This is a genomic window from Ensifer sp. ZNC0028, from assembly GCF_000799055.1.
In the GTDB taxonomy this organism is placed as follows: domain Bacteria; phylum Pseudomonadota; class Alphaproteobacteria; order Rhizobiales; family Rhizobiaceae; genus Ensifer.
The window spans coordinates 1-26,360 of record NZ_JTLA01000021.1; the positions used below are offsets into that span (position 1 = coordinate 1).

General features: G+C 62.3%; 25 protein-coding genes. 12 read left to right on the plus strand and 13 right to left on the minus strand.

Annotation, left to right across the window (positions count from 1 at the left end):
* Window positions 1-355, plus strand: a 355-nt coding sequence (locus tag L981_RS05615) for a porin (protein ID WP_043612681.1), incomplete at its 5' end; no start/stop codon positions are given.
* A gap of 277 nt (window positions 356-632) precedes the next feature.
* Here the strand turns inward: L981_RS05615 and L981_RS05620 are convergent.
* The 7 genes from L981_RS05620 to L981_RS05650 all read right to left on the minus strand — a co-directional run bounded on the left by L981_RS05620 (window position 633) and on the right by L981_RS05650 (window position 8,149).
* Window positions 633-1,235 carry an alkylhydroperoxidase domain protein gene (locus tag L981_RS05620; RefSeq protein WP_043612684.1) on the minus strand — a complete coding sequence of 201 codons (603 nt, stop codon included), beginning with the start codon at window positions 1,233-1,235 and terminating at the stop codon, window positions 633-635.
* A 20-nt stretch (window positions 1,236-1,255) separates the two neighbouring features.
* Window positions 1,256-1,873 (minus strand): CMD domain protein, encoded by a 618-nt coding sequence (locus L981_RS05625; RefSeq protein ID WP_043612687.1) that lies wholly within the window; start codon window positions 1,871-1,873, stop codon window positions 1,256-1,258.
* Between the two features lie 38 nt (window positions 1,874-1,911).
* Window positions 1,912-2,958: a putative FMN-dependent luciferase-like monooxygenase gene (locus L981_RS05630; RefSeq protein WP_043612689.1), complete on the minus strand. Its 1,047-nt coding sequence runs from the start codon at window positions 2,956-2,958 to the stop codon at window positions 1,912-1,914.
* Between the two features lie 27 nt (window positions 2,959-2,985).
* Window positions 2,986-4,626 carry an ABC transporter ATP-binding protein gene (locus L981_RS05635; protein ID WP_043612690.1) on the minus strand — a complete coding sequence of 547 codons (1,641 nt, stop codon included), beginning with the start codon at window positions 4,624-4,626 and terminating at the stop codon, window positions 2,986-2,988.
* Window positions 4,623-5,504: an ABC transporter permease gene (locus L981_RS05640; protein ID WP_043612692.1), complete on the minus strand. Its 882-nt coding sequence runs from the start codon at window positions 5,502-5,504 to the stop codon at window positions 4,623-4,625. The genes L981_RS05635 and L981_RS05640 overlap by 4 nt, the downstream gene beginning before the upstream one ends.
* Entirely contained in the window at window positions 5,501-6,445 is a 945-nt protein-coding gene (locus L981_RS05645) for an ABC transporter permease (protein WP_043612693.1), read from the minus strand. The genes L981_RS05640 and L981_RS05645 overlap by 4 nt, the downstream gene beginning before the upstream one ends.
* 66 nt (window positions 6,446-6,511) lie before the next feature.
* Window positions 6,512-8,149, minus strand: coding sequence for a TIGR04028 family ABC transporter substrate-binding protein (locus tag L981_RS05650; protein ID WP_043612696.1), 1,638 nt, complete (start codon window positions 8,147-8,149; stop codon window positions 6,512-6,514).
* 330 nt (window positions 8,150-8,479) lie between these two features.
* Here L981_RS05650 and galE point away from each other — a divergent pair, with 330 nt between their 5' ends.
* Window positions 8,480-9,466, plus strand: coding sequence for a UDP-glucose 4-epimerase GalE (gene galE / locus L981_RS05655; RefSeq protein WP_043612698.1), 987 nt, complete (start codon window positions 8,480-8,482; stop codon window positions 9,464-9,466).
* A 55-nt stretch (window positions 9,467-9,521) separates the two neighbouring features.
* Here galE and L981_RS05660 read toward each other — a convergent pair whose 3' ends face one another.
* The 4 genes from L981_RS05660 to L981_RS05675 all read right to left on the minus strand — a co-directional run bounded on the left by L981_RS05660 (window position 9,522) and on the right by L981_RS05675 (window position 13,843).
* Window positions 9,522-10,535 carry an acyltransferase gene (locus tag L981_RS05660; RefSeq protein ID WP_043612700.1) on the minus strand — a complete coding sequence of 338 codons (1,014 nt, stop codon included), beginning with the start codon at window positions 10,533-10,535 and terminating at the stop codon, window positions 9,522-9,524.
* Entirely contained in the window at window positions 10,532-11,815 is a 1,284-nt protein-coding gene (locus L981_RS05665; protein WP_043612701.1) for an O-antigen ligase, read from the minus strand. The genes L981_RS05660 and L981_RS05665 overlap by 4 nt, the downstream gene beginning before the upstream one ends.
* A gap of 8 nt (window positions 11,816-11,823) precedes the next feature.
* Window positions 11,824-13,095: a polysaccharide biosynthesis/export family protein gene (locus tag L981_RS05670; RefSeq protein ID WP_043612704.1), complete on the minus strand. Its 1,272-nt coding sequence runs from the start codon at window positions 13,093-13,095 to the stop codon at window positions 11,824-11,826.
* A gap of 67 nt (window positions 13,096-13,162) precedes the next feature.
* Window positions 13,163-13,843, minus strand: coding sequence for a sugar transferase (locus tag L981_RS05675; protein WP_043612706.1), 681 nt, complete (start codon window positions 13,841-13,843; stop codon window positions 13,163-13,165).
* Window positions 13,844-14,158: 315 nt separating this feature from the next.
* On the opposite strand from L981_RS05675, the gene L981_RS34385 reads away from it, so the two are divergent.
* The 3 genes from L981_RS34385 (at window position 14,159) to L981_RS05685 (ending at window position 16,117) form a co-directional block, all read left to right on the plus strand.
* The gene (locus L981_RS34385; RefSeq protein WP_156133978.1) at window positions 14,159-14,557 is read left to right on the plus strand and encodes a hypothetical protein; all 399 of its coding nucleotides are present in this window, start codon (window positions 14,159-14,161) and stop codon (window positions 14,555-14,557) included.
* Window positions 14,558-14,593: 36 nt separating this feature from the next.
* A complete protein-coding gene (locus L981_RS05680) occupies window positions 14,594-14,872 on the plus strand; it encodes an exopolysaccharide production repressor protein (RefSeq protein ID WP_043612708.1) in 279 nt (92 codons plus the stop codon).
* Window positions 14,873-15,103: 231 nt separating this feature from the next.
* A complete protein-coding gene (locus L981_RS05685) occupies window positions 15,104-16,117 on the plus strand; it encodes a glycosyltransferase family 2 protein (RefSeq protein WP_043612711.1) in 1,014 nt (337 codons plus the stop codon).
* Between the two features lie 87 nt (window positions 16,118-16,204).
* Here L981_RS05685 and L981_RS05690 read toward each other — a convergent pair whose 3' ends face one another.
* Together L981_RS05690 and L981_RS05695 are read right to left on the minus strand one after the other, a co-directional pair.
* The gene (locus tag L981_RS05690) at window positions 16,205-17,152 is read right to left on the minus strand and encodes a polysaccharide pyruvyl transferase family protein (RefSeq protein WP_043612714.1); all 948 of its coding nucleotides are present in this window, start codon (window positions 17,150-17,152) and stop codon (window positions 16,205-16,207) included.
* Between the two features lie 86 nt (window positions 17,153-17,238).
* The gene (locus L981_RS05695; protein WP_043612716.1) at window positions 17,239-18,204 is read right to left on the minus strand and encodes a glycosyltransferase family 2 protein; all 966 of its coding nucleotides are present in this window, start codon (window positions 18,202-18,204) and stop codon (window positions 17,239-17,241) included.
* Window positions 18,205-18,325: 121 nt separating this feature from the next.
* Between L981_RS05695 and L981_RS05700 the strand changes: the two genes are divergently transcribed.
* From L981_RS05700 to L981_RS05730, 7 genes are all read left to right on the plus strand, one after another.
* Window positions 18,326-19,810: a lipopolysaccharide biosynthesis protein gene (locus L981_RS05700; protein WP_043612719.1), complete on the plus strand. Its 1,485-nt coding sequence runs from the start codon at window positions 18,326-18,328 to the stop codon at window positions 19,808-19,810.
* Between the two features lie 408 nt (window positions 19,811-20,218).
* On the plus strand, window positions 20,219-21,334 hold the full coding sequence (locus L981_RS05705) for an acyltransferase (RefSeq protein WP_156133979.1): 1,116 nt from the start codon (window positions 20,219-20,221) through the stop codon (window positions 21,332-21,334).
* Window positions 21,335-21,336: 2 nt separating this feature from the next.
* Window positions 21,337-22,119 (plus strand): glycoside hydrolase family 16 protein, encoded by a 783-nt coding sequence (locus L981_RS05710; RefSeq protein ID WP_082005905.1) that lies wholly within the window; start codon window positions 21,337-21,339, stop codon window positions 22,117-22,119.
* 98 nt (window positions 22,120-22,217) lie between these two features.
* A complete protein-coding gene (locus tag L981_RS05715; RefSeq protein ID WP_043612750.1) occupies window positions 22,218-23,441 on the plus strand; it encodes a glycosyl transferase family 1 in 1,224 nt (407 codons plus the stop codon).
* Between the two features lie 2 nt (window positions 23,442-23,443).
* Window positions 23,444-24,418 carry a glycosyltransferase family 2 protein gene (locus tag L981_RS05720; protein WP_082005907.1) on the plus strand — a complete coding sequence of 325 codons (975 nt, stop codon included), beginning with the start codon at window positions 23,444-23,446 and terminating at the stop codon, window positions 24,416-24,418.
* Window positions 24,415-25,341: a glycosyltransferase family 2 protein gene (locus tag L981_RS05725; RefSeq protein WP_043612730.1), complete on the plus strand. Its 927-nt coding sequence runs from the start codon at window positions 24,415-24,417 to the stop codon at window positions 25,339-25,341. Before L981_RS05720 ends, L981_RS05725 begins: the two co-directional genes overlap by 4 nt.
* Complete coding sequence (locus L981_RS05730) at window positions 25,341-26,357, plus strand: glycosyltransferase family 2 protein (RefSeq protein WP_043612731.1); 1,017 nt, start codon at window positions 25,341-25,343, stop codon at window positions 26,355-26,357. Before L981_RS05725 ends, L981_RS05730 begins: the two co-directional genes overlap by 1 nt.
* Window positions 26,358-26,360 lie beyond the last annotated feature (3 nt).

Consider the following 26,360-nt stretch of genomic DNA (forward strand, 5'->3'; position numbering starts at 1 on the left):
AGAAGGCGCGATCCGCGCTCTGCTTTCGGCTGACCTCGGCCCGGGCACGTTCCAGCTCGCTGGTATCTGGGCTTCCGACCCGAACGCATACTGGAATGCTTCGGAGTGGACCGTCGCAGCTTCGTACGCCTTCAAGGCAACCGACAAGCTGAAGATCACCCCCGGCGCTCAGTACTGGGGCGACTACAAGTTCAACAGCGACCTCGACCGTTGGCGCGCTGGCGTGACCCTCGACTACGCGATCACCGAAGGTCTGGCGACCCGCGTGTCGGTTCAGTACAACAAGGAAGACATCAACGCGACGACCGACCGCGACTTCGTCTCGGGCTTCGTCCGTCTGCAGCGTAACTTCTAATCCGATTAAACTCGGATGAAAGAAGCCCGCAACTTCGTAAGAGGTTGCGGGCTTTTTCTATGGCGAAAGTAAAGTCGGCCAGTGTTTCTTGCGCCAGACTTCGGAAGGGTCGAATGACTTCGCTCGAAGCTGGCATGAGCACTTTGCGCGATTGAAATCCTTCTGGATTGCCTGCCGCCAGACGCGTCAGGTGACGCGCACGCGAAAGCCCGCAAAATCTCTCGACTTTGCGGGCTTGCTTGTGTCTGATCCGGTTGCGGCAGGGCGCGTGCGCGGCTCAGCTTGCCGGTGTCGGCTCTCCAAGCGAGAGCATCAGCCGGTTCGCCCAGTTGAAGAAGGCAGCACCATGGATGACGTCGGCGATCTCCAGTTCGTCGAGGCCTGCGGCCGAAAGTCGGGAGGTGTGCTCCTCCCCGAAGACTGGCGGGGTCGCTGTAAGCGCCACCGAAGCGGCGACGATTGCATTCCAGCGTTCGCCGAGATCGGTTTCGACGCCCTCGTCAAGGAGCTTCTGCACATCCTCGCTGCGCTTGGAGTGATGCGAAGCGAAGCGCGAATGGACCGAAGCGCAGAAGATGCAGCCGTTGGATCGCGACGCTGCGGTCGCAGCCAGTTCGCGCTCGGCGCGCGGCAGGCCCGAGCGGGTGTTGTAGAAGATGTCCTTGTCGGTTTTCGTGCGCGCTTCAAGCACTTCCGGATCGCGCACGAGCAGACGGAAGTAGGGCGACTTTGCGCGTCCAGCCTCGACCAGACCTTTGAAGTGACGCTCCGTCAACTCTTCCTCCGGCAATGGCTGCAGCCACGGTGTCCAGCCGATCTCTGCCTGCGTGAACGTGACAGGCGGGTTTTCGACGATCGGGATGATGGCATGTTCGGTCATTCACACGTCCTCTCGAGTTCTTAAGCCGCAGCGCGCTTCGTGGCGGTCGACAGCAATGCAAGGCCGGCGATCACACGGATCTGAAACGCGACGAAGGAAACCAGCTGCGACAGGGTCACGACAGCATTTGTCGTCCAGCCCGCGTCGAGCAAGGCCTGCAATGCCTGCGGCCTGGCATCACGCAAGTGGAAGACGAGCAGGTGAGCGTGCTCCAGCGCGGCAGACAGCTTGGGGCCGAGCGCCTCCCGGCTTGGCTGCGATACTCGGTAGAGCGGGCCGGTTACGTTCTCGTCCTTGAGCGGACCGTCGGGATAGTTGCCGTAGGGGCCCGTCGCCCGCCCCGCCCCGATCTCGGCCTTGATGACCTCGACCAACCAGCGATCGGTGCCGCTTTCCTCAAACGGGCTGCTATAAAACTCGAAAATGTCGGGCTGACGGTGCAGGCCGGCGACGAAGCTCGCGATCGCATGACGCTCCGCCGCCGACACGTCGCCGAAATCCGCGGGCTGAAAGAGTGCGAGATAGCTCTTCTGTGCCTGTTCGCGGGTTTCCGGCCTTTGGGCGCGAATGCGGTCGAGCGCCGATCCGGCAGTGATGCCGGCCAGCAGATCGATGATATCCGGTGACGTAGTGGTCATGACGTCGTCTCCTTTGCAAGATGGGAAAGCAATCCGTTTCAACCGACGGCGCCGAAGCGCCGGGCATGGAATTTCTCCTGTGACGACCAGCCGAGCGCGGGTGCGACCTGGGTCGCGATGAGCTCGATCGAGCGCAGGATCAGTGGGTGCGGCGGATCGACGGAATGGACCTGGAACACCAGGTCGGTGACACGCTCCAGCGTCTCGTCAGCGCTAAGGCTCGCGATGACGTCATCGACGGAGCCGACATGCACGTCGAAGGCCGCGATCAGATCGGCAAGTGAATTGCCTGGAACCACGTGGCCGCTGGCGATCAGCCGTTCCGCGCCCCGTCTCAACCCAACCTCGGCAAGCCGCAACGCTTCGGCGCGGCTGTCGGCGACGAACAGGCTGCGAGAACCAAGGATACGCGGCGCGCGGCCGGAAGGAAGCGCTTGCAGATAGGCATCGATGATCGGGTTTTGCAGCTCCGCCAGTGAAGCGTGCGGATTGTCCTCCGGCCGCGGCTGGGTGCGCGACAACATCAGGCCATCGCCCGCGCGGCCGGCCCGCTCACCGCCCGCCACGGAAAAGGTTGCCTGCCAGATGCGGTCGAGCAGTTGCGGTGCTGCAGGATAGAGGCAATCGCCGCCGGGCAGCCCACGGCCTGCCCAAGCGTCGAGAACCGTTTGGAGATGCCTGCCGAAGATCGCGCCGCGATCGGCGCTTTCCAACCCAAAGGCCGTGAAGGAGGACGGCGTGCCGCCGGTCCCGAACCCGACCTCCAGTCGCCCGCCGGAGAGCAGATCGAAAACGGCGGCGTCCTCGGCCACCCGGATCGGATTTTCGAGCGGCAGGGTGATGACACCGGTCCCGAGACGGATACGCGTCGTCTCGGCTGCAACATGGGCGAGGAAAACCAGAGGCGCCGGAAGGCCGCCTTCGCCCCCGTGGAAATGGTGCTGCGCCACCCAGGCCGTGTCGAAACCGAATCGCTCGGCCGTGACGATCTGCTCCTTTGCGTAGTAGTAGCGGGTGCCTGCCGGTACGTCGTCGAGCAGTCGGGTGAAAAAGCCAAGGCGTTTGCGTGGTGTCGTCTCAATCATGGTCGGTCCTGTCTGTAGTCGGTTGCGTCAGGCCGCGGCCCGGCGCCTGCGCCCGGGAATGGCATTGATCAGTTCACGGGTGTAATCGCTGCGCGGGTTTTCGAAGACGTCGGAAACGGTTCCTCCGTCGACCAGTCGCCCGTCCTTCAGAACCGAAACGGTATCGGAGATTTGGCGCACGACGGCGAGGTCGTGGGAAACGAAAAGGTAGGTGAGCCCGAGATCGCTCTGCAGTTCGTCCAGGAGGTCGAGAATGCGGGCCTGCACACTGACGTCGAGTGCAGAAACCGCTTCGTCGAGCACGACCAGCTGCGGATCGAGCACGAGCGCCCGGGCGATGGCAACGCGCTGCCGCTGGCCACCGGAAAGCGCATGGGGCCGCCGTACAAATGCGTCCTCTGGCAGGCCAACTCGGCCTAGGATCGCCCTTGCCTTCTCCTCGCGCTCGGAACGCCGAAGTCCTGGATAATTCGTCAGCGGTTCGGTCACGATCTGCAGCACGCTCTGGCGCGGGTCGAGCGAGCCGTAGGGGTTCTGGTAGACAAGCTGGACCTTGCGGCGGAACTGCCGAAGGTCCTCTCCGGTCAACCCCGAAACTTCGGTTCCGTCGATCGAGATCCGGCCTGCAGTCGGCCTGTCAAAGCCGACGATGCTGCGGATCGTCGTCGTCTTCCCAGATCCGGATTCCCCGACGATCGCGTGGGTTGTTCCCCGCCGGACGCGGAAACTCAGCTCGTCGACGGCCCGTAGCGGGGAGCCGCCGTCCTTGCGGACGAACTCGCGCACAAGCCCCTCGACGATGACGATATCGTCCGGAGCCTCCGCAACGGGTGGTCGAACGGTTGCCAACCTCGGGGGCGAGGTAAAGGACGGCGCGTCCGAAAGCAGTTGCTTCGTATAGGGGCTGCGCGGTGCGGCAAGTATCGCGCTCGTTGCGCCCTGCTCCTGAATCCGCCCGCCCTGAAGGACGACGATCCTATCGGCGCGGTCGGCGGCAACACCGAGATCGTGGGTCACCAGAAGCACGGCCGTGCCAAATTCCGTTCGCAACTCGTCGATCAGATCGAGAATGCGCTTCTGGACAGTGACGTCGAGCGCGCTCGTCGGTTCGTCGGCAATGATCAACTGTGGCTTCAACGCAATCGCAATCGCGATCAGCACCCTTTGGCGCATGCCGCCCGACAGTTCATGCGGATATTGCCGCGCCCGGAGTGCCGGCTCGCTCAAGCCGACGCGGGCAAGAAGAGAGATGACGCGGGCCTCAATCTCGTCGGAACGCAGCGCCCTGTGGATGCGAAAGATCTCGCCGAGTTGCGAGCCAATCGTCTTGACCGGGTTGAGCGAACTTCCCGGATCCTGCGGCACAAGGCTGATCCTCGCGCCGCGCACCGTGTCCAGTTGTCGATCCGTCCAGCGGGCGATATCGGTTCCATTCAGCTTGATGCTGCCTTGCTCCACCCGGCCATTCGCAGCGAGCAGACCGATGATCGACTGGGCCGTCGTCGTCTTGCCGGAACCGGATTCACCAACAAGCGCCACAACCTCGCCTGGATTGATGCGAAATGAAACGTCGTGGACGGCGCGGCGCTCGCCGCTACCGTCAGCATAGGCGATGCAGAGGCCCTCGACCTCGAGAACGGGCGGAAACGGTCCAGGTATGACGGTCATGCTGCGGCCCTTCCGAAAGATTGGCTGACGCGATTGGCAGCCAGCACGACGAGGACGACCACGACGCCGGGCGCGGTGGTCAACCACCAGGCAGTCGAGATGTAGTTGCGTCCCTCGGCGATCAGCAATCCCCATTCCGGGGTCGGCGGCGGCGCGCCGTAGCCGAGAAATCCGAGCGTCGAAATCTGCAGAACGGCCGATCCGAATTGCAGCGCGGCAAAGGCGACGACCGAGGTCAGGGAATTCGGCAGAATATGGCGCCACAGAACCGAGGCGAAGGTTCCGCCACTGCCGAAGGCCGCCTCGACATAATCGCTGCGGCGCACGCGCACGACTTCCGCACGCGCCAGCCGGGCAAAGCCTGCAACCGAGGTAACGCCGACCGCGATTGCCGCATTCACGGTTCCAAAGCCGAGCAGGACGATGATGCTGAGCGAAAGCAGCAGCGGAGGGATCGACAACAGCACGTCGACGATGCGCATGATCGCATCGTCGAAGCGACGCCGCACCGAGCCGGCGACGACGCCGAGACCGGTGCCAGCGGCAAGGCCCAGCCCGACGGCGACAAAAGCGCCGGTCAGCGAATGAACGGCCCCGTAGACGATGCGCGCATAGAGATCGCGCCCAAGTGCATCGGTTCCGAGCAGATGGTCAGCGCTCGGTCGCTGCAACTGCGCGCCACCGACGCCTTCAACTGGGTTGTAACCTGTGAAGAGCGAAGGGGCGACCGCCCAGAGGAACACGGTGCCAAGGATAAGCCAAGAAAAAGCCAACCCTAGGGGTACGCGGCGCAGCCGCGATGCCGCGCCATTGCGCCGTTCGCTCTTTGCCCTTGGCGCCGCAACGGCGTCATCGTGAAGCGTATCGAAGGTCGTCATGCAACGGCTCCCGTTTTGGTCCTGAGCCGTGGGTCGAACACCGGATAGAGCAGGTCCACAGCGAGATTGATGATCACGAAGGCGAACGCCGACAGCACGACGATCGCCTGAAGCACGGCGGCGTCCTGGCTGCCGACCGCGCGTTCAGTCAGTCCGCCGATGCCGTTCAGCCCGAAGACGGTCTCCGTCACCACGGCTCCGGCGATCAGTTCGCCGAAGAGGACACCGGCTATCGTCAGCGTCGGCAGCAGGGCATTCTTTGCAACGTGCCGCCAGAGAACCCAAAGGTGGGTGGCACCCTTTGCCCGCGCCACGGCGACGAAGGGGCGCGTTATCACCTCATCGATGTTGCGCACGAGCACCTGCGCCAGCGGCGCGGAAATCGGCACGGCAAGTGTCGCGACCGGCAGGATCAGTTCCTGCCAGGGACCAGGATTGATGACGGGCACGAGCTTCAGACGGAAGGAGAAGATCTGGATGAGCATAATGCCGAGCCAGAAGGTCGGGACCGAAATGAAAAGCGAGGGAACCGACTGCAGCGCGCCACGCAGCCACGCAAACGGCGCGAGACTGGAGAGGAAAGCGATGATGGTCGCCAGGACCGCAGCTAGCAGGAAGCCGAGCCCCGCGAGCTTCAGCGTTGCCGGCAGATGCGCGGCGAGCAAGCTTGAAACCGGAACGCCGGCCTGAACAGAGTAGCCGAAGTTGCCGGCCAGGAAGTTGCCGAGGGTCCGCACGTACTGCACCGGCACGGAGCTGTCGGCGGCATAGGAAGCGCGGATTTCGGCGACCTGTTCGGCGGTCAGGCCGAGCTCGGGGTTCTGGAACTTGATGAGGATCGCGTCGCCGGGCATGGCCTGCAGCAGCACGAACGAGATCGTGAATGCGGCCCAAAGCACAAACAGGGCCTGAGCGACACGGTTGAACAAATAGGCGGACATGATCCCATCCTCGCAGGCGGATTTCAGAGACGGCGGCCACCGGCCTTGCAGTGGCCGCCGAACCAATCAATGTTCGGCAAGCCAGGTGCTGTAGAAGCTCGGTCGCCCAACGGCCTCGAAGGCCACGCCCTGGACGTATGACGCACCGGCATAGGCCTGCGGTTCCTCGAAGATCGGGATCGCATAGGCCTGGTCGACGACGTAGTCCTGGACTTCGCCGGCGATCGCGAGGCGCTTCTGGCGATCCGGCTCGGAGGCGAGCGCATCGAGCAGACCGTTCAGTTTGGGATCGACGAAGCTCTGGACCTTGTCGCTGAGCCCGCCCTTCTGGCGCAGCACGTCGCGGTTCTTCGGATAGTACTGGCTCTTGATCACATCGGGGTCCGCGCGGCCGACCATGGCAGGCGACACCGGCGTCTTCAGCGGATCGAGATCATCCACCGTCTTGCTGCCGCTGTCGCCGGCAAGAACGCTCAGCTTCACGCCCACCTTGCCCCACTGCTGCGCGACCAGTTGCAGCGTTTCCTTGTTCTGCGGCTGCGGCAAGGACTCGTAGGCTGTCAGCACCAGTTCCTTGCCGTCCTTCTGGCGCAGGCCGTTGGCGCCGACCGACCAGCCGGCTTCATCGAGCAGGGCCTTGGCCTTTACGGGATCAAAAGCGAGCTTGGCCGAGATGTCCTTGTAGCCGAGCGCCGACGACGCGATGATCGAAGTGGCTTGCGGATAATTGGCCGAGAACAGCGTGGTGACGATTTCCTTGGTGTCGGTCGCGTGCAGCAGCGCCTGGCGCACCCGGATGTCGGCGACCAACGGGTTGTCCGGGCGGAAGACGACGCTGTTGTTCACCCCGCGGGTGGAAGGCGCGTAGATCTGATAGTCCTGCGCTTCGACCTGGCCCTCGTCATAGGCCTGGACCTGGCGGATGAAATCCGCCTGCCCTGCGAGCAGTGCACCGATGCGCACGCTGTCTTCGCCGGTGATGATGTACTTGATGCCGTCGAGATAGGCGCGGCCCTGGTGTTCGAGCTTGGCCGGGCCCCAGTTGTATTCCTCGCGCGCCTTCAGGTTCAGTTCCTTGCCGATCGTCTCGCTCTCGACGACGAACGGACCGGAGCCGATGATTTTCGTCGCGTCACCAAGTTCTTCGAAAGGCAACGCCAGCGTGCTTGCGGCCACCAGGCCCGAGCCGATAACGGACGTTCCCTGAAGGAACCCCGGCGACGGTTTCTTGAAGTAGAATTTGACCGTCAGCGGATCGACGACTTCGCTACGCTCGTAGTTGTTGATCACCTCTGAAACCGGCTGCTTCAACGCCTTGTTGCCGAGGCCGAAGACGTCGTAGTTCTTGGCAACGGCAGCCGCGTCGAGCGGCGAGCCATCGGAGAACGTTACGCCGGGGCGAATCTTGAACGTGTATTCCGTCGCATCGGCGTTGACCGTCCAGGACTCGGCGATCCAGGGCTCGATCTCCAGCGTCTTTGGGTTCTGATAGGTCAGCTTGTCGGTGATCTGGTTGAGGATGCCACCGTTCGGATAGAAGCCGCCGGCAGGCGGGTAGAGGTTCGTATGGGCCTGCTGCTCCAGATAGATCAACGTGCCGCCCTTGACCGGATCCGTCGTTTGCGCCTGGACGCCGCTCAGAGCCAGGCCAGAGGTCGCTAGTGTGGCGAGTGTCAGCGCCAGGCGTTTCAGTTTCGTCGTCATGAGAGCCTTCCTTCAGAAATCTGGAGGCTATGGTACGACCGCGGCAGGCATAATCAATTAAATCTAGTAAATTAATATGCTATATGTTTCGCCCGAACAGAAAGAAGCATCTAGCGTGCGAACGCCCGGGAGATAATTGTCCCTTCCCGTATTTTCCCACCGATTTTGACGGGCCGGGATCGACAGAAGTGTGGAAAGAAGCCCCCTGGTAACCACCGCCACATACGCGACATGGACACGTGCTTGATTGCGCGCGGCATTGACACCATTGTCGTCATCCGTTGAAAAATCTTGGCAATTTCTCTGAACCTCCCAAGGATCGTAAGCATCATGGAAAGCAATAAAGTCCTCGTCGTCGGCGGTGCCGGCTACATCGGCTCGCATACGTGCCTCGAACTCGCTAACAAGGGTTTCGAGCCGGTCGTTTACGACAACCTTTCGAACGGCCACGAGGAATTCGTCAAATGGGGCGTGCTGGAAAAGGGTGATATCCGCGACCGCAAGCGACTCGACGAGGTCCTTGCCCGTCACAAGCCACGCGCCATCCTGCATTTTGCCGCGATGATCGAGGTGGGTGAATCGGTGAAGGACCCGGTTTCCTTCTACGACAACAATGTCATCGGCACGCTGACCTTGCTTTCGGCCGCCCTTGCCGCCGGCGTCGAAGCTTTCGTCTTCTCGTCCACCTGCGCCACCTATGGCCTGCCGGAGAGCGTGCCGATCGACGAACAGCACCGCCAGGCGCCGATCAACCCCTACGGCCGGACCAAGTGGGTGTGCGAGCAGGCGCTGAAGGACTACGGGCAGTACAAGGGCTTGCGCTCGGTCATCCTGCGCTACTTCAACGCCGCCGGCGCCGATCCGGAAGGGCGCATCGGCGAGTGGCACGAACCGGAGACGCATGCCATCCCGCTCGCCATCGACGCCGCCCTCGGCCGGCGCCAGAGCTTCAAGATCTTCGGCACGGACTACGACACCCGCGACGGCACCTGCGTACGCGACTACATCCACGTGCTTGATCTTGCCGACGCCCATGTGCGCGCGGTCGAACACCTGCTTGCCGGCGGCGACAGCGTCGAGCTCAACCTCGGCACGGGCACCGGCACGACCGTCAAGGAACTGCTGACGGCGATTTCCGAGGTTTCCGGACGTGAATTCCAGGTTGATCTCGTCGACCGCCGCGAGGGAGATTCGACGACACTGGTCGCCAACAACGACAAGGCTCGCGACGTGCTGGGATGGGTTCCGAAATACGACCTCACCGACATCACGCGCACGGCCTGGAACTGGCATTCCCGCCGCAATCAGGGCGTTTGAGGCTTTGGTGGCGCTGGTGCGGCTGTCATCGCCGCACCAGGATCGCTCCGACGCGTCAGGCCGTGTGCTGCACCGGCCTTGAGAAAAAGCCCGAGCGCAGACGGGTGGCCAGCGGTTTCTCGATCAGAAGATAGGCGAGAACGCCAAGCGCGGTCCCGGCAGCGATCGCCAGTAACCCCGATGCGAGCGGCCCAATCCCGATCATTCCACAGGCCTTGACCACGACCGAAATCGCAAAGGTATGCCAGAGGTAAATCGAGTAGGATGCGTCGCCAAGCATCATCGGCAGCCTGCGCGGGCGGAACCAGCCCTGCGCCTCGAGCGCCAGCGTTCCCAAAACCAGCATGACGGCCAAGGGTCCGAGAATGGCCTCGTCGAAAGGCAGGCGAAGCACGGCGACCGCGGCGAACCCTGAAAACGCGCCGGCGAAAAGCACGAGGCCGGACATTGCGCCCGGCACCCTGCCCCTCAGCCAGAGTTCGGCGACGACCATGCCGGCCACGAATTCAAGAATGATCGGCCGCGTATAGGTGACGAAGAGCGCGTTGTCGCTGTTGACGGCAAAGCCGATGGCCACCAGCGCTGAGAAACAGCCAGCGATCGCCAGCAGACGCCTCGACCGCGGCAACAGCAGCGTTAGTGCGAAGACCGCATAAAAGAACATCTCGTAGTTCAGCGTCCAGCCCTGCACCAGAACCGGCCAAATTTCGCCACTGCTTGGCGATCGCACGGGAATGAACAGCAGCGAGGAAAGCACATGCGCGTTGCTCAAGACGAGATTGGGAAACAGGCCGGCCAGGCCGCCGATGACCATTACCGCGGTTGCGAGCCAGTAGATCGGTGCGATCCTTTGAACGCGGTCGCGCAGGAAGGTGAGTGGTGACAGCGGCCGCCGCTCGCTGATCACCCACATGATGAAGCCGCTGATGACGAAGAAGACGTCGACGCCCGCAGCACCAATCGCGAAGTGGTGCCCGGTCCGTTCGGCAGCATGGAAGACGACGACACCAAGGGCTGCGATGGCACGCAGATACTGAATGCCGTAGATCGTCGTCGGAGGGCTGATCATCGATACCTCAAGCGCAGCGGGATCTCCGATACGGACGGCGGGGGACGATCTTCGACGCTCTGCTGCATACGCACTTCCGGCAATGTCAGCTTTCCGGCGGCGAAATAGAGCAGGAACGAGCCGATATGATAGGGGTTCATGATGTCGATCTCGACGAAGGACCGCACCAATAGCAGCAGCGCTATGCCGAAAAGCACGGAGGATTGCGTGTCATGGTCCTGCGTCAACAGCCGCTTGGTGTGTCCGAGCACGGTTATCAGCAGGATGCCGGACAAGAGAACGAGCCCGATTGCCCCGGTCTCCACCATCGCTTCGATAAAGGTGTTGTGAAAGTGGAAGCCAGAGCGTGTGGCGATGTAGAACTCCTCCCAAAGACGCTCGGGCTCCGAGAAGCCCTGGACCCAATAGGCCTGGTAACCGACACCGACCAGCGGTGACGACATGGCGGCCTCGATGCCCTGCTGCCACAGATAGGTGCGCCCGGTCAGGGTGGAATCTTTGCCGAAAAAGCCAAGGACAAGATCGACGCCGCCGCCATAGATACCTGCAACGGCAACCATGACGGCGCATACGGTAGCGGCGAGGAAGAGACCCTTGCGGTGTGCCGGCGACAATAGGCCGACGACCCGCATGCCGAGCCAGAGCCCGAGGATGACCACGGTGGTCAACACCGACGTCGCGGATTGCGAGGCAAAAAGGGAATAGGCCGACAGCATCGCAACCAGGCCCGATGCCACGAGCCACAGGCCGCGTTCACCAAGCGCGGTCGGCGCGACGAAGGCGAAATAGATACCGAGCGAGGCGTAGAAGCCCAGCTGGTTCTTCGAGGCGAAAGCGCCGACGAAACTGTAGGTGCCGTCGAGCGGATCGAGGTGGTAGACGCCGAAGAGCAGCGAGTAGACGAGAACGACGCCGGTGCCTGCAATCGCGCCGCGCACGAGCGTCCTGATGCCGACGACCCGCATGGCAATCAGGGCGCAAATCACGTGGGAGAGATACTGCACTCCCGTTCGCGCCGTCATACCGGGCGCTGCCGACCAGAAGACGGACAGGCAGGCGAAGATCGCGAAGCCAAGAATCCAGAGGCGGATCCCGTAATTGCCGAGCACGCGACGATAATCGACCAGCACCAGCGGCAGCCAAAGGCCATAGTAGAGCAGGATGGATGCCTGCCCGAAACGCGAGGAATAGGCGAAGACGAAGAGCGATAGCGCGATCGCAACGGTGCCATAGACACCATTGCGATCGGCAGAAATCAGGCTCGCCTTCGAAATTTTCACAGCCGGTCCTACTGCGTTGCCAGGTTGGCTTCGACCTTGATCACGTCACCGGGCAATACCGGCGTATTTTCGTCGGCGGCGATCTCCGTCGGCTTGCCGTCGCGCTCGCGCATGATCGAATAGGCGATTGTGGCCTCCGCCGTATTGTCCTTCGACTGCGCGGCTTCGGCCGATTGCAACAGCGCTTCGGCCATCAGATCGCGGCTGGTGCCGAGCTTGATCGAGAGCGTGTCGAGTTCGGCCTCGGTGTTCTGCAGGTCCTGGGCCAGTTGGGCGTCCCAGTCGTTGCGAAGATTGGTTTCGTCCTGGCCCGCCTTGCTGACATCCTGCTTCGCCTTCAGCGAAGCGGTGTCGATGTCGAGAAGAGCGGCCTGCAATTCGGCAACGCGCTGCTCCAACGACAATTTGCGCTGGCTGAGCGCCAAGCCTTTTTCGGCAAGGCTCTCGACTTTCTCGCGGTCTTCGACGACGAGCTCGAGCTGGCGATTCTGTGTTTCCGTCTTCTTTGCCAGCGACTGGATTTCGCTTTCGAGCAGGGACTTCAGATCGGCGAGCGCTTTCAATTGCAGCTTCTGCTTCCTGTCGCGCGAGGCCATCAGCGCCGTCTCGTTGGCGAGAAGCTTGTCGATGCCTGGTACCCCTTCAAGGTCCTTCGGTAGCTCGATGCCTTCTTTTTCGGCGATCTCGGCCTGAAGGCGGGCGCGCCGGATCAACAACCGGTTACGTTCGGACGTCTGGACGCTCGAATCGCCGTGCGCGTTGATGTAGTCGCGGGCAAAGCGCTGACCGCTTTCGGAGCGACGCAGACCGCCGCCGAGGCTTACGGCCTTCAGCACCGTGAGATTGGGCGCAAAAGGATATTCGCCGGGCTTCTGTACCTCGCCCGCGAGATAGACCGGGCGGTATTGCGCAAGCTCGACGGAGGCGGACGGTCGGTCACGCAGACCGAAGAGCGTCTGCATCTTCTCGCCGATCGCTTCGCCGACTTCGGTCGTCGTCTTGCCGGCTGCCGGCAGGTCGCCGATGAAGGGCAAGGAAAGCGCTCCCGACGGACCGACCGTGTACTCCCCGCTGACAACAGACCAGTCGCGGACGGCTCCTTCAGCAGTCTGCCATTCGGCCACGCGGATCCTCAGCCTGTCCATGGTGCCGAGTTGGTACTCGTCGGCCCAAGCCGGAAGAGCGAAAGTGAGCGCCGCGGCGATGAGAGCGGCGCGGCGCAGGAAACGGGGCAGCGTGCGCGGCATGCGCGACTTTCCCGACAGATTGTGTTTTTTCATTTGGGCTTCCCGAATGAAGGGGCGCCGTCCCGCGACCGGTCGCGCGGGCTTTCCAGGCGCTGTTTCGTCAGTAGCTGCCGCGCGAAAGGCAAACGGCGGGAATGGTCCTGACAACAATGGAAAAGTCGCTCAGCAGCGACCAGTTCTGGACGTATTGGGTGTCGAACGCGATGCGGGTTGCGTAGGAAACGTCGTTGCGCCCGCTAATCTGCCAAAGGCCGGTGAGACCGGGGCGGGATTGCAGGTAGTAGACGGCGGCGCTGTCGTAGAGTTCCAGTTCGTCCTCCACCACCGGGCGCGGACCAACGATGCTCATTTCACCGCGCACGATGTTGAAGAGTTGCGGCAGCTCATCGAGGCTGAGTTTGCGCAGCACGCTGCCGACGACCGTGACACGCGGGTCATCCTGCAGTTTGCGCGTCGCGCGCCATTCCTCATAGGCGGCCGGGTTGGCCTTGAGATAGTCCTGCAGAATCCGGTCTCCGTCAGGGCGCATCGTGCGGAACTTGAGGCACCGGAAGTACTTGCCGCTATGGCCGACGCGGCGGTGGCCGTAGAAGATGCTGCCGCCGTCGGAAAACTTGACGAGCGCCATGAGCATCAGGAACAGCGGGCTTAGAAAAACGAGGGCGAGGGAAGCGGCAAGCACGTCGAAGCCACGCTTCGAAACACCACCCACAGGCGGAACTGCCGCAAACTCTGCGGCACTGAAAAACGGCGAATTGGCCGATCTGGTCGCAGACTTCATAGAGGTGACTCCATTTACGTTTGGCGATTTGTCGGTCTCCCCAGAAGGGGCCTTTAGACCACGCTGAGGCGCGCTCATCGTGAATAATGAACGTTTGGTAAGGATTTGCTTTTTGAAGGCGAAATAAAGGCGGGCATCGGCGCCGTGGCCAAAATGCGTATATCACCACTTTCGAATATGAAATATTTCCCGTGACGGCTGCCGTTATATTATTGCTAGAAAAAGTATCACCTCGCACGTATTCCTGTATTGTTTTCGACATGCCAAATTACATTTCCGGAGAAGTAGCGATATCTTCGCAGGCCGATGTTTTCCTTGAGCTTCGGGCGCGTGATTTTCCCTGCTCCGGAATTGCCGGCAGCCGATATTTCGCAAATTTTGTTGCGGCGCACCAAGTCTTTGCGGCGCACACAAACGCTCGCGACATCGTTCAAACTTGTAATAAAAGTTGATCAGCACGTGAGTGCGGCGGCAACCATCGGGCGACGCGCCGACCGCTTTCCGACGGGAGGTGGAAAATCAGCTGCCGACGTAGGCTCGCGTCACAATGGCGCTTGGGCCAATCAACTGATTTTGATTCGATCGTCGCTGTTCGAAACGCGACATAAAGATTTGCCTGTTTCTATGGAGCAAAGCGGCGGCTATTGCCGGTTGCAGCCGATGTCCGTCGCCAATATATTAACATTTGCAGAGGAAAGGCCGATTTTGCGATGACGTCTGCAACGATAGAACCGATTGCGAGCTAGTGCCATGTACGCACCACGCGTCTTCGTGAGTATGATCGGCGCCCTAACGGTTTTTGCTGTCGTCACCTATTTCCTCAATGGCTCGCTCACATCCACCCTGATCCAGACGGCGATCTGTGCGGTGCTCATTCAGATCGGCTACTTCCTCGCCGTCGTCTTCCTCATCTGGAGGAAGGCGCGCGAGCGTGGAAAAAAGCAGGCTGAAGTGCTGCAGTCGGCCAACGACGACAAGCCGGGCAGCAATAGCCACCGTCTGAACCGCCCCGGCCACTTCAACCGTTGACCGCAAGGCCGGGTCGGCCCGCCTTCCCATTCTTCAAAAAAATCTCTTTCGACGCGGTTGCGACATGATCGCCCTGCATGGTGCCGCCCGTTACGGCAAGATTCAATGCCGGCACTGCATGAACTAAGTCACCGATGATCCGGCTTCATCATGCAGCGATCGAGAACTGGTGCAGTCCATTTGGCCGATAGGCGCCGCGCTGCCCGCGAGACAGGATACTGGAGGCCCCCCATGACCACAGTCGCCCGGACAGATGTCTGCGTCATCATTGCTGCAAAGAATGCCGAGGCGACCATCGCCCGTGCTGTCGCGTCGGCGCTGGCCGAACCGGAAACCGCCGAAGTGATCGTGGTGGACGACGGGTCCACCGATCGGACCGTCGCTGCAGCACGTTCTGCCGACGACAATAGCGGCCGACTGACGATCGCACGCTTCGAGAGCAATCGCGGCCCTTCAGCGGCTCGCAACCATGCGATCGCCATCAGCCGCTCCCCGGTTCTGGCGATCCTCGACGCCGACGATTTCTTTCTGCCGGGCAGGCTCGGCCGGCTGCTCGCAGAGGACGAATGGGATTTTATCGCCGACAACATCGCCTTCATGGGCGAGGCCGCAGCGACTGGTGCGGCTCCAAGGGTCGATGACTTCCCGCCGCGGCCGCGCCTTCTCAGCCTCATTGATTTCGTCGAGGGCAATATCTCGCGGCCGGGCGTGAAACGTGGCGAGATCGGCTTCCTGAAGCCGCTGATGCGCCGCCGCTTCCTCGACGAGCATGGCATCCGCTATCAGGAGGCGCTTCGGCTTGGGGAGGATTACGACCTCTATCTTCGCGCGCTGGCCAAGGGCGCGCGCTACAAGGTCATTCAAAGCTGCGGCTATGCGGCGATCGTACGCGGCAATTCGCTGAGCGGCAGCCACCGGACCGAGGATCTCAAGCGCCTCTACGAGGCCGACCGCGTCGTCCTTGCCGCAAACGACCTCGACGGTGAAGCGGCGGCTGCCGTGCGACGGCACGAGCGTCACGTGCGTGGCCGCTACCAGCACCGCCACTTTCTCGACCTGAAGAACGAGCGCGGCGCAATGGCCGCAATCGGCTATCTGATGCGCCGTCCAGGCGCCGCACCGGCCGTGACGGCCGGCATCTTCGCCGACAAGACGGAGCGCTTCAGACCAGGCCAGGATGCGGCACCGAACAGCGGTGCGTCTGTGCGTTACCTTCTGCCCGTCGGCGCCAAGCACGCGCGCTAGCAGCAAGCTTGGCGGCGTCACCGCCGCGCCGAACCATCGTGGGTGGAAAACGCTCCGGCATCCAGTCCGGAGCGCGTTTGCGACGTGCTAGAGGTAGGCGCGCCGCACGGCGGCCAACGCCTCCTGGAAGCGTTCCTTGCGTTCCGCGAGCCGGCTGTCGCTGCTCAATTGCGGCGCTGCCCGGCTCGCCTGCCACAGTGCCAGCGTCGACGGCGCCGCGAGAACCTGCTTGGCAGCACTGCGCAAGAACGTCTGACGCGGTTCTCTGGCCGCAACGATCACCTCGTCGTCAGCGGATCGCAGGTTCGCAGCCTCCGGCACGGTCTGCGCCTCGAAGCCCATGCCCCAGAAACGCGCGCCCTTGATCATGGCTTCGGTACGGCTGGAGACCGGCACATGACGGGGACGGTATTCGACCCCGACGGTTTTTGCCCAGTCGTTCCACTTGAAGCTGTTGATGCTTTCGGATGTCGTCACCGCCACCCAGGGAACGCGGAATGCGTCGGCGAGAATCGCCCCGTGCATCGATTCGGCCACAATGAACTCCGACTGCGCGATCTCGCGGATCACGTTCTTGGCCTCTCCGCGGGGGTCGATGTAGTGCAGGCCGACAGTGCCGCAGGTGACAGGCCACATGCCGGCGATCGCACTTTCCCAATGGGGAATGAAACTGCGCTTGTATAGCTTAGGCAGGTTTTGGAATTCCGGCATGTCGGCGACCATGACCGCCGGATCGACAATACCGCGCTCCGGCGCAAGGCCGATCTTTTCGGCCGTCAACGGCCCGCGCACGCAGCGAAGATCCCATTCGGCGGCATCGCGCATGTCCGGCAAGGTGCCGTAGCCAAAACCACTGCCGATCACGAGTTTGCGGACGCCGTCGGGCAGAAGCGCGCGGTTGAGCACCGTGCCAACGCCGACGAGGAGGATGTCGTCATGGACATCGCGAAAACCCGGCAGCAGGAAATCCCAAAGCCAGAGGTTGAGGTCGTCGCCGAAATTGCCGTGCTGAGATTCCCAATAATAGGGCTTCATGGGCGGTCCCTTCTTTCAGAATGCGAGATAGGTTCGATGCCGCGCCTGCGGCCTTGTTCTTCCTCCAAAAGGAGTTTCTGTCCGGATCAGCGTGAACGGGAGAACTTGCCGACGGCAAGCTCGAATGCGCTCTGCAACAGCTTCGGATCGCGCAGGACCCAACGCGCCAGCAGCCGGAACTGTGGCGACTTGCGCCGCTTCAGACGGCGCGCCTGGCTCCAGAGCGCCTGGCGCCGGGCCGTATGCTGGTAGGACTGGATCGACGCGACGGCCGATGGCTTGCGCGAAAGCCGGTGCTCCAGCGTCTCGAGCGCAACGAAGGTGTTGAACTGCTGCTGCAGGAACTGCGGCGAATCGTTGTCGATCGAGTGAAAGATGTTGATGCCCTCCCCGCGCACGGCACCGGCCGCATCGCAAAGCACGACGCGGCTGGAAGCCAGAATGCAGTCGCAGAAGAACAGCACGTCCTCGGCCGCAAGACGCAACTCGGCATCAAAGCGCACCGTCTCGAAAAGCCGGCGGCCAATCACCATGCAGGAGAGGTGCAGGAAGCTCCAGTTCCGCAGCATGACATTGGAAAGATCTGGAATTTCGACGACAAGCGGGCTTTCCTGTAGGCGCACGACCGTATCGCTCTCTGCGAGGTCGGCCACGCCGAAATGGTAGTAGAATGCCTCGCTGCCGGTGATCGACGCCCAGTAGCAGTCGGCGCCATAGCGGCTCATGCTGTCGACTGCATTCTGGAGGTGATCGACGGTCCAGATATCATCGGAATCGAGGAATGCGGCGAAGGTCGAGTCGGTCGGAACGTTGTCGAGCCCGGTGTTGCGCGCACCGCCGGGACCCTTGTTTTCCTGGCGGATCACCGTCAGGCGCGCCCGCTCGCTATCGGCAAGCGGGTTCAATTCCTCATCGATCGGGTAAGGAGATTGATCGTCTATCACCAGGACATGGAAGTCTTGATAGCTCTGGGCAAAGACGGACGCGAGCGCGCGCCGAAGAATACCCGGCTCCTTCTGGTAGTAGGGAATAATAACAGTTAGCTTCGCCATCTTTTCGCCCCTGCGGTTTCTCTAAAAGAGTAGTGCGTGGTCTCCTCCCACCGGGTCGCGACCTCTAATCTAGCGCTTGCCCTTTGTCGGAAATCCTTCAAAGGCATCACGGGATGCTCACATGCCTTCAAACGTAAACGCCAAGTCTGTGACTCGGAACGTCGGCTGGAGCGTCCTTTCAAAGACAGGCACATTCGGGCTGAAGTTTGTCACCGTGCCGATTCTGGCGCGCATCCTGACGCCGGAAGAGTTCGGAACGGTCGCCGTCGCGCTCACAGTCGTGCAGTTTCTGGCGATGATCGGTAGCGCCGGTCTTGCCTCGGCTCTGGTCATCCAGCGCGATGAGGACATGGAGCTCATCCACTCCGCATTCTGGGCCAATTTGGCGGTCTCGCTGATGATGGCGCTTGGACTTTTCGTCTTCGCCGGACCGCTCGCGACCTTGCTCGGCGCACCGGAGGCAAGCCATCTGCTGCAGATCATGAGCCTGCTCATCCCGCTGCAGCTTGTGGGCGATGTCGCCTATGCGCTGCTTGCCCGCCGGATGAATTTCAGCAAGGACGCAGTCTGGACGATGCTCTCGGAAATCCTCGGCGCCCTCGTCGCGGTTGGGGCAGCGCTTCTCGGCTTCGGGGTGTGGTCGCTGCTTGCGCAGCTTTTCGTTTCGGCGTTCATCCGGCTTGCCGGGCTCTATGCCGTCTCCGGCTACGTCCCGCGTTTCGTGTTTTCGGCACGGCGCGTTCTTTCGCTCTGCCGCTTCAGCTTCGGCATGATGGGCTCCGAGATCGCCAACTTCATCACCTTCCAATCGCCGATGGTCGTCATCAGCCGCTATCTCGGTCTCTCGGATGCCGGCGCCTACTCGGCGGCGAACCGCTTTTCCAGCATTCCCAACCAGATCGTCCTTTCGGCGGTCATGGGCGTCCTCTTTCCCGCCTTCAGCCATATGGGCGAAGACCGGCAGCGGCGCTCGCAGGCGCTGATGCTCAGCACGCAGGTCACCACCGTGCTGCTCGCGCCGATGATGTTCGGCCTCTGGGCGCTTGCCGAGCCGGCGATGCTCGTGCTCTTCGGCCAGCAATGGGCTTCAGCCTGGCCGGTGCTCGGCTTGCTCGCCCTGTCGAAGGGCCTGCTGACACCCTGCAGCACTTACATTCCCTATCTCAAGGGTATCGGCCAGGGCGCGACCCTCTTCTGGTGGGCGGTGATCCGGGCGATCGCCACCACCGCCGCCGTCGCCTATGGCGCGATCGGGGGATCGCTGGTCGAAGCGATGATCGCGCTCTGCCTCGTGAACCTCGCGACGCTCGTCGGCTATTCCTGGGTTGTCTTTCGCGCCGACCAGTTGCCCTTCCTGCGCGGCTTCCTGATTTCGGTGAGGCCGCTGGTCTCGGCCTTCATTATGGCTGTCATCGTCAGATTGTTGCTGGACAACTGCGGCGCGCTGCTTCCAAGCGCGGTGCTTCAGGTTCTCGCCGGTGCGGCGATCGGTGGCCTGATCTACCTGGTGCTGGTGCTCGCCACCGAACGGCCGCTGTTGGCGAAGCTCAACGATATGGTTCGTTCCCGGGGTGCTGCGACCTCGGTGCCGGCCGCAGCCGAGTAGCGGCTGGTAAAGCGCCAAAGGCTGCCCCACCCTTGCCGTATTTCGGCGAGGAATAACGCTTGCGTGATCGTTTCTACTGAAAAGTTGAAGAAAAAGCGCACAACTTCTCAGCGTTACACAGACACTTCGACAAGCATAAGCATCAGAAAATCAGTCGTTGGTAATATTCCCCAACTGACGCCCAGGTCGTGGTTTTTTCCCACTCCACTCAAGTGGATAGGCCTATTTTCCTACAATAATCGAATTTCCTAATGTTGCACCGCAGCACACCAAGGGCGATTCGTTTGTTGCGACGCCATATTTTGATCCGTGCCCGAGCCTAATCTTCTGGGTGCGGGCTCTGGTCTGCTCTGTTGAAACGGCCGCTTCAAAACGCGCTGCCAGATGGGGGTGACGGATATCGTTGATGTGAACGCGAATATCTCCTCGCGGATCAATCTGATGCGCATCGTGCTGATCTCGGGCATTGTCTTCGTGCATGTGCCCTATGATCCGGCGACCAGTCCGTATGTCGGCACCTATGGCGGCATCGACTGGTTGCGCATTTTCCTGGGCGACAGCCTCTTCCGTGTCGGTGTCCCGTGTCTTAGCGCGATTTCCGGTTATCTCCTGTTCCGCCGCGGCCTCGACAATTTCGATTACGGCCGGATGCTGAAGACCAAGGCACGAACCGTTCTGTTGCCGTTTCTGTTGTGGAACCTGGCGTTTCTCGCGCTGGTTTTCGTCGCGCAGACCAAGGACATCAGTTCGGGCTACCTGCCCGAGGTCGTCGGAGCCAGCCCCAGGGAATGGCTGAGCCTGGCCTTCGCGCTTGAGGATCTGCCGGTCAATCTGCCGCTCTATTTCCTCCGCGACCTCCTGCTTTGTATCGTTCTTTCGCCGGTGCTCGCCTGGCTGATCAAGCGCTATCCGGCACAGACGCTCGCCGTCCTCTTCGCCTATGCGGTTTTGCCCGTTCCGAACGGCATCTTTCTGAAGAAGTCGATCCTCTTCGGGTTTAGCGCCGGCATCTACATGAGCCTGCATCGCATCGACGTCCGCAGCTTCGATCGCTTTTCCTGGCCGATTACCATCGCGTTCCTGAGCGCAGCCGTGCTCTTGTCCGTCCTGCTCTTTCAGTTTGGGCCGAACTTTCCCGTGTGGCTCGAAATGCTGCGCAGCCTGATTGCGATTTCCGGCATCGTCGGCTCCTGGGCTGTTTCCGCACTGCTCGTGCGCACGAACATCGGCGCGGCGCTCTCTCGCGGCAGTGGCCTTAGCTTCTGGATCTTCTGCACGCATTTTCCGCTGCTCGTGCTTCTCTGGATGATCTGGAACCGATCGGACATCGGCTACTATCCGGCGTTCTACTGCGTGGTTCCGCTCATCACGATCGCCCTCCTCGCTGGCGCCTACGCGCTTTCCGAGCGCTGGCTGCCCGCCCTCACCGCAATTCTCACCGGCAGCCGGACCGGCTCCGCCCGCGACATGCGTGCGCGGACAGGGGCTGTTCGCGCCGGTCCCTCCCCCCAGCAAAGGACCTGACCATGAGATCGAAACGACCTCACCGCCTCGCCCTGCTCACCCTCCTCGCCGCCGGCCTTGCCGGCCCGGCCCTGGCCGAAGGATCCGCTACGGGTACCTCTTTCATCGACAATTTCGATACGCTCGACACTGCCGTCTGGTACGTCTCGGACGGCTGGAACAATGGCGCGCATCAAAACTGCACCTGGTCGAAAAAGCAGGCGAAAGTCGCCAACGGCATCGCCGAACTGACGTTTACCGAAGGAAAACTCGGCGAGCGCAATTACGCCTGCGGCGAAATCCAGACCCGCAAGCGCTTCAGCTACGGCACCTACGAGGCGCGGATCAAGACGGCCGACGGCTCGGGGCTGAACTCCGCCTTCTTCACCTATATCGGGCCAGCCGACAAGAAGCCGCATGACGAGATCGATTTCGAAGTGCTCGGCAAGAACCCGGCGAAGGTGCAGATCAACCAATACGTCTCGGCCAAGGGCGGCAACGAGAAGCTGGTCGATGTGCCGGGAGGTGCCAACCAGGGCTTCAACGACTACGCCTTCGTCTGGGAGAAGGAGCGCATTCGCTATTACGTGAATGGCGAACTGGTCCACGAGGTCACCGACCCCGCAAAGATCCCGGCCAATCCGCAGAAGATTTTCTTCAGCCTTTGGGGAACGGACACCCTGACGGATTGGATGGGCGCCTTTGCCTACAAGGGCCCCTCGATGATGCAGGTCGACCGGTTGGCTTTCACCGCACCGGGGGATGACTGCCAGTTCCCTGAGTCGATTGCCTGCAAGACGAACTAGCCGACGAGCGGGAGCACGGTCGGCAGCCTGGCTCCCGCCGCTGCACGGCGCGAAATTTGAACCATGCCCGGCGCGGCCGGACAGAAAACTGGATGTTCATGCTGAAGATACTTTACTTCGCACAGGATCTTGCCGACCCCGCCGTTCGCCGGCGGGTGCTGATGTTGCTTGCAGGCGGCGCACAGCTGACGCTTGCAGGCTTCAGGCGCGACGCAAACCCGCTGGCGACGATCGAGGGAATCGTGCCGGTCGAGCTCGGCACCACGCATGACGGTCGGTTCGTCCAGCGTGTCGGTGCGATCGCGAAAAGCTGTATCTCGCTGAAGCAGGCGCTGCGGGGCGTCGAACGTCCAGACCTGATCATTGCCCGCAACCTCGACATGTTGGCCATCGCCAGAAAGGCCGTCAGCCTCTTTGGCGGTGACGTGCCGATTGTCTACGAATGCCTCGACATTCACCGCCTACTCCTGTCCCCCGGCATCGCTGGCAAGGCATTGCGGGCAAGCGAGCGCGTGCTCGGCCGTGACGCGCGCCTCTTGATCACCAGTTCTCCCGCATTCGTCGAAAACTATTTCCGCCCGCTATCGGGTATCTCGGCCCCGACCATGATGCTTGAGAACAAGGTACTCGAGCTCGATGTAAACGATGCGCGACCATCGGTGACCGCTGCCGCCGCACCGACAGATGGCCCGTGGCGGATCGGCTGGTTCGGTGCCCTGCGCTGCCGCAAATCGCTGGCGCTGCTGGCGGACTTCTCGCGCCGCATGGAGGGTCGCTTCGAAATCGTTTTGCGCGGCCGGCCGGCCCATCGCGAGTTCGACGACTTCGACGGCTTCATCCGCAACGAACCTTTCATGACGTTCCACGGCCCCTATCGCAGCCCGGAAGAGCTTGGCGCGATCTACTCCGACGTGCACTTCACCTGGGCGATCGACTTCTTCGAGGAAGGCCAGAACTCCAAATGGCTGCTGCCGAACCGGCTCTATGAAGGCTGCCGCTTTGGGCGGGTGCCGATCGCGCTGCGCGGCACCGAGACCGCGCGGTTCCTGGCCATATGCGGCCTTGGCGTGCTGCTCGACGAAGCTGATCCCGCCACACTTGCCGCGCTCATGGGGTCGATGACCTCAGAGATTTACGACGCCACGTCCCGGAGGATCGCTGCCTGCGCGCCGGAAACCTGGATCTTCAATCGCAGCGATTGCGAGGGTCTCGTGCGCCGCCTGTCGGCCGTTACGTCCGCCGCCCCGCCGCGCATCGCGCTGGAATTCCCGCAAGCACATCAAAATGCCTCAACGCCCCAAAACGAAGGTGGATTGTCATGAGCATGCGTATTCTCATCGTCATTCCCTGCCTCAACGAGGCCGAACATCTGCAAGGCCTCGTCGAAGCCTTGCTACCCGCGGCAAGGCGCCTCAACGGTGCCATTCTGATCGCTGACGGCGGCAGCACCGACGGCACCCGCGAGATCGCGGCGCGTCTGGCCGAGAAGGATACGGCCGTGCTGGTGCTCGACAATCCGAGACGCATCCAGAGCGCGGCGATCAATCTCGCCGTCGCGCGCCACGGCGCCGACTTCGACTACATGATCCGCATCGATGCGCACGGCACATATCCGGACGATTACTGCGAACGTCTCGTCGAAGAAGCGCTTCAGACCGGCGCGGACTCCGTCGTCGTCGCCATGCAGACGGTTGGCTTCACGCCCTTCCAGAAGGCCACGGCCTACGCCCAGAATTCCAAGCTCGGCAATGGCGGAGCCAAGCACCGGCTGGGCGCGACGAGCCACTGGGCCGATCACGGTCACCATGCGTTGATGCGCGTTTCCGCCTTCCAGGCGATCGGCGGCTATGACGAGATCTTCAGCCACAACGAAGATGCGGAGTTCGACTATCGCTTCCGTCAGGCAGGCTACCGCATCTGGATGACCGACCGGACCAGCATGGTCTACTACCCCCGCGCCAAGGTCGGGCCGCTCTTCCGCCAGTATTTCGCCTATGGCCGCGGACGTGCGCGCAATGTGTTGAAGCACCGCGCCTGGCCGAGCCTCAGGCAGCTGCTGCCGCTGGCCGTCGCGCCGGTCGCCGTCGGCGCGCTGCTCGCGGTCGTCAGCTGGCTTGCGGTCGTTCCGGTCGTGCTCTGGGCTGCGGCCTGCATCGGTTACGGCATGTGGATGGCGCTCGGCCAGAAGAACCCCTACGGCCCGCTCGCTGCCGTTTCGGCAATGGTCATGCATTTTGCCTGGTCGGCCGGCTTCTGGCGGGAATTGCTCACCACGCGTAACCGGAGGGTGGCACCATGACCAGCACAGTCGCGCAGACGCAGATCGACATAGCGGTGTGCACGTTTCGCCGGCCGGAACTTGCAGAAACGCTGCATTCCCTCGCGCTCATCACCGTGCCTGCAGATGTTGCGATCCGCATTATCGTCGCCGACAACGACGTGACGCCGAGTGCCGAGGCGCTGGTCAATCAGATGCGCCCGACCATGCCTTGCGAGATCCTCTACGTGCATTGCCCGGCGTCCAACATTTCGATCGCCCGCAACGCCTGTCTCGACAACAGCACCGGGCACTATCTCGCCTTCGTCGACGATGACGAGACGGTGTCGAGGACCTGGCTCGTGCAATTGCTCGATACCGCGCAGACAACCGGCGCCGATGTCGTGCTCGGCCCGGTTCGCGCCGAGTACACGCTGTCCGCCCCGAACTGGATGCGCCGCGGCGATTTTCATTCGACCCGGCCGGTCTGGGTCGATGGCGAGATCCGCACGGGCTATACCTGCAATGTCCTCATCGATCTCACTCGCCCGGTCGTCTTCAACAGGCGGTTCAACTTGGCGCTCGGGCAGACGGGCGGCGAGGATACGGAGTTTTTCCGCCACATGCATGCGGATGGCGGGCGTCTGGCCTATGCGCCCGATGCGCTGGTCTTCGAACCGGTACCGGAGAAACGCGCGCGGCTTGCCTGGCTGGCGAAACGGCGCTTCCGTTCCGGCCAGACTCATGGCCGGCTCTTGGGTGAACCGGGTCAAGCCGGCAGCCGTGTTGCCGAAATCGTCCGCGCGACGGCGAAATCAGGCTATTGCGCGGTCGCCAGTCTGCTGCTGCTTGGCTCGCCGGTCGCCCGCTCCCGCTACGCGCTGCGCGCAATCATGCATGCGGGCGTCGTCAGCGGCCTCATCGGCGTGCGCGAGCTTCAGCAATACGGAGCAGCGACCGCCTGATGACGCAACGCGCCCCCGACGTCAGCTTCGTCATCGCGGCCTATAACGCTGCCGAAACGGTCCGACGCGCCATCGACAGTGCGCTCGCGCAGAAAGGCGTCGATGTCGAAGTGATCGTCGTCGACGATTGCTCGAAGGACGAGACCTGCGCGGTCGTCGAGGAACTCGCAGATCCGCGCGTGCGGCTGCTGCGGCTTGCCGAAAACCGCGGGCCTGGAGGCGCGCGCAATGCCGGCCTCGAAGCGGCGCGCGGCACCTGGATCGCCATTCTCGACGCGGACGATACCGTCAGCCTGGAGCGACTGTCGCGGATGATGGGTATCGCCTCCGCGACCGAAGCCTCGATCGCGGTCGACAATATCGACGTCCTCAATCTCGACGGGCGACTGGAGCGCATGTTCCCCGAAGCCGAGCTTGAGCGCCGACGGACGTTGACGCTTGCGGCCTTCATCGGTTCGAACGTGCTTTTCCGCTCGACCTTCAATTTCGGCTACATGAAGCCGATCTTCGAGCGTCGGTTCCTCAACGACCATCGCTTGCGCTTCGAGGAAACGATCCGGATCGGCGAGGATTACATCCTGCTCGCCTCGGCGCTTGCCCGTGGCGGCCGCTGCGCCATCGATCCCTCCGCGGGCTATTGCTATCACATCAGGGAAGGCTCGATCTCGCGCGTGCTCGAACTGCGCCACATCGAAGCGATGATGACGGCCGACCGGGAATTCCTAGCCAGGCACACGCTCGATGGTGAGGCGATGGCGATGCAGCGCCGGCGCGAGAGAAGCCTCGTGGAAGCGCACGCCTTCCTTCGCCTCGTCGAACACCTGAAATCCAGATCGCTGGCCGGAGCCACCCGGGTGGCTCTGACCAACCCCAGAGCGCTTCGGCACCTCAGAATGCCGATCGCCGTGCGATTGCGCCGGCTGCTTGCGCCAATCGCACGCATGACGCCTGCCACCTCGACGGTGGCGGCCGAACGACCCACCTCGGGCGGAAGCCCGCACGTAAGTAAAGGATAAGAC